Origin of the sequence: Pseudooceanicola lipolyticus (genome assembly GCF_002786325.1) — a bacterium.
In the GTDB taxonomy this organism is placed as follows: Bacteria; Pseudomonadota; Alphaproteobacteria; order Rhodobacterales; family Rhodobacteraceae; genus Pseudooceanicola_C; species Pseudooceanicola_C lipolyticus.
Genome location: NZ_PGTB01000304.1, coordinates 1 through 2,227 on the forward strand (window position 1 = coordinate 1; position 2,227 = coordinate 2,227).

Below are 2,227 nucleotides of genomic sequence, written 5' to 3' on the forward strand. Positions count from 1 at the left end.
GGGGCAGGCTCGGCCTCGCTGCGGCGCGGCTGGGCCTGCGGATCCAGCGTCAGGATCTCGGGGGCATCGCCGCTGCCCGCACGCGGCTGCGGCGCCTGGGCCAATTGCGCCGGTGTCAGCGAAGGCTGAAAGCCGCAGACCTGCTGGCGCTGCTGCGTCACCCGCGGCACCCAGGTCACGTTGCCGTTAATCCCGGCGCGGATATAGGCGCAGCCGCGGCTGTCGATATATTGGCGGCCGGTGAACGAGGCCGGGGGAAACTCGGCCGGCGGCTCGGCATCGCGCAGGCGCTGCGCCTGCGCCCCCTCGATCGGGGCACAAACTAGGAATAGTAGGGCCACCGTAAGATTTGTTATTCTCATGACTGCTCCCCACGAGATATTGGGGGCAACCATGCCGCATGTTCTGGCTTGAGTAAAGCGCGCGGGGTCTATTTGGTGCCGAACATGCGGTCGCCGGCATCGCCGAGACCGGGCATGATATAGCCCTTTTCGTTCAGCCCCCGGTCCAGCGCCGCGGTGACGATCTGCACGTCGGGATGCGTCTCTTTCATCCGCGCCACCCCCTCGGGCGAGGCCAGCAGGCAGAGAAACCGGATATCGGTGGCGCCGGCCTCTTTCAGCAGGCTGACCGCCGCCGCCGAACTGTTGCCGGTGGCCAGCATCGGGTCCACCGCGATCACCAGCCGGTTTTCCAGCGATTCCGGCACCTTGAAGTAATATTGCACCGGTTGCAGCGTTTCCTCGTCACGATAGAGCCCGACAAAACCGACCCGCGCCGAGGGGATCAGCTCGAGCGCGCCGTCCAGCATGCCGTTGCCCGCCCGCAGGATCGACACCAGCGCCAGTTTCTTGCCCGCCAGCGTCAGCGCGTCCATTTCCTCCAGCGGGGTTTCGATCGGCTTGCGTGTCATCGGCAATTCGCGGGTGATCTCGTACAGCAACAGCTGGGTGATCTCGCGCAGAAGCTGGCGGAAAACCGCCGTGGGCGTGCCCTTGTCCCGCATCAGCGTCAGCTTGTGCTGCACCAGGGGGTGTTCGACGATGGTCAGTTGCTGGCTCATGGCGGGTCCTCGCGTTTTGAGCCATGTTATTGCGGCAGAGCGCTCGGCGTGGCAAGGGCAGCATCCCGGTTGTGGCCCGGCAGGCCGCGATATTTCCCGATCCCGCGCCGATTCTTTCCCCTTCCCGCGCCGGAACCGCACGCCCGCCCCCCGCGACACCACCTGCGGTGGCCTATTTACCGGGCCGGAAGAAAACTCCGCCCCGGCCCCTGCGCCGGCACGTCCAGGTGATCGGCGATGCTGGCCGCGACATCGGCGAAGGCCACCTGCCCCAGCGGCCCCGCGCCGCGCCCCGCCACCAGCACCGGCACCCGCTCGCGCGTGTGGTCGGTGCCGGTCCAGGACGGGTCATTGCCGTGATCGGCGGTGAACAGCATCAGGTCACCCGGCCGCAACCGCGCGAGCAGCGGCCCGACCGACGTGTCGAACCATTCCAGCGCGCGGGCATAGCCCGACACGTCGCGGCGGTGGCCATAAAGGCTGTCGAACTCGACAAAATTGGCAAAGGTCAGGCTGCCCTCCTCGGCCGTCGCCACCAGGTCGGCCAGATGCTGCATCAGCTCTGCATCCGTGCCTTTGCGCAGCTCGTCGATGCCTTCCATCGAGAAGATGTCGCCGATCTTGCCAACCGCATAGACCCGACGCCCAGCCTGCTGCACCCAGTTGGTCAGAACCGGTTGTGGCGGGCGGATGGCATAGTCGTGCCGGTTGGCGGTGCGGGTAAACCCCGCCTCGACCGAGCCGACAAAGGGCCGGGCGATCACCCGGCCCACCTTCATCGCGTGCAGGCGCGGCGCCACCGCCTGGCACAGCTCCAGCAGCCGCTTTAGGCCAAAGCGCTCTTCATGCGCGGCGATCTGGAACACGCTGTCGGCCGAGGTATAGCAGATCGGCCAGCCGCTGCGCATATGCTCGGCGCCCAGCTGTTCGAGGATCACGGTGCCCGAGGCGTGGCAGTTGCCCAGGATACCGCCGCTTCCCGCCGCCGCGGCCACCGCCGCCGACAGGTCGGCGGGAAAGGCCGGGCGGGTTTCGGGGAAATAGTGCCAGTCCCACGGCACCGGCAGCCCCGCCAGTTCCCAATGCCCCGACGGCGTGTCCTTGCCGGGGCTGACCTCGCTTGCGGCGCCGCACAGGCCGCGCGGATCGGCCCCCAGCCCCGGC

2 protein-coding genes and 1 pseudogene are annotated in these 2,227 nt (G+C 67.8%); all 3 read right to left on the bottom strand.

Annotation, left to right across the window (positions count from 1 at the left end):
- Window positions 1-362: pseudogene (locus CVM52_RS27515) on the bottom strand (SPOR domain-containing protein); the annotation flags it as partial.
- 68 nt (window positions 363-430) lie between these two features.
- Entirely contained in the window at window positions 431-1,063 is a 633-nt protein-coding gene (upp, locus tag CVM52_RS25325) for a uracil phosphoribosyltransferase (RefSeq protein WP_100165021.1), read from the bottom strand.
- Between the two features lie 176 nt (window positions 1,064-1,239).
- On the bottom strand, window positions 1,240-2,227 hold a 988-nt coding region (locus tag CVM52_RS25330), incomplete at its 5' end, for a phosphopentomutase (protein ID WP_100165022.1).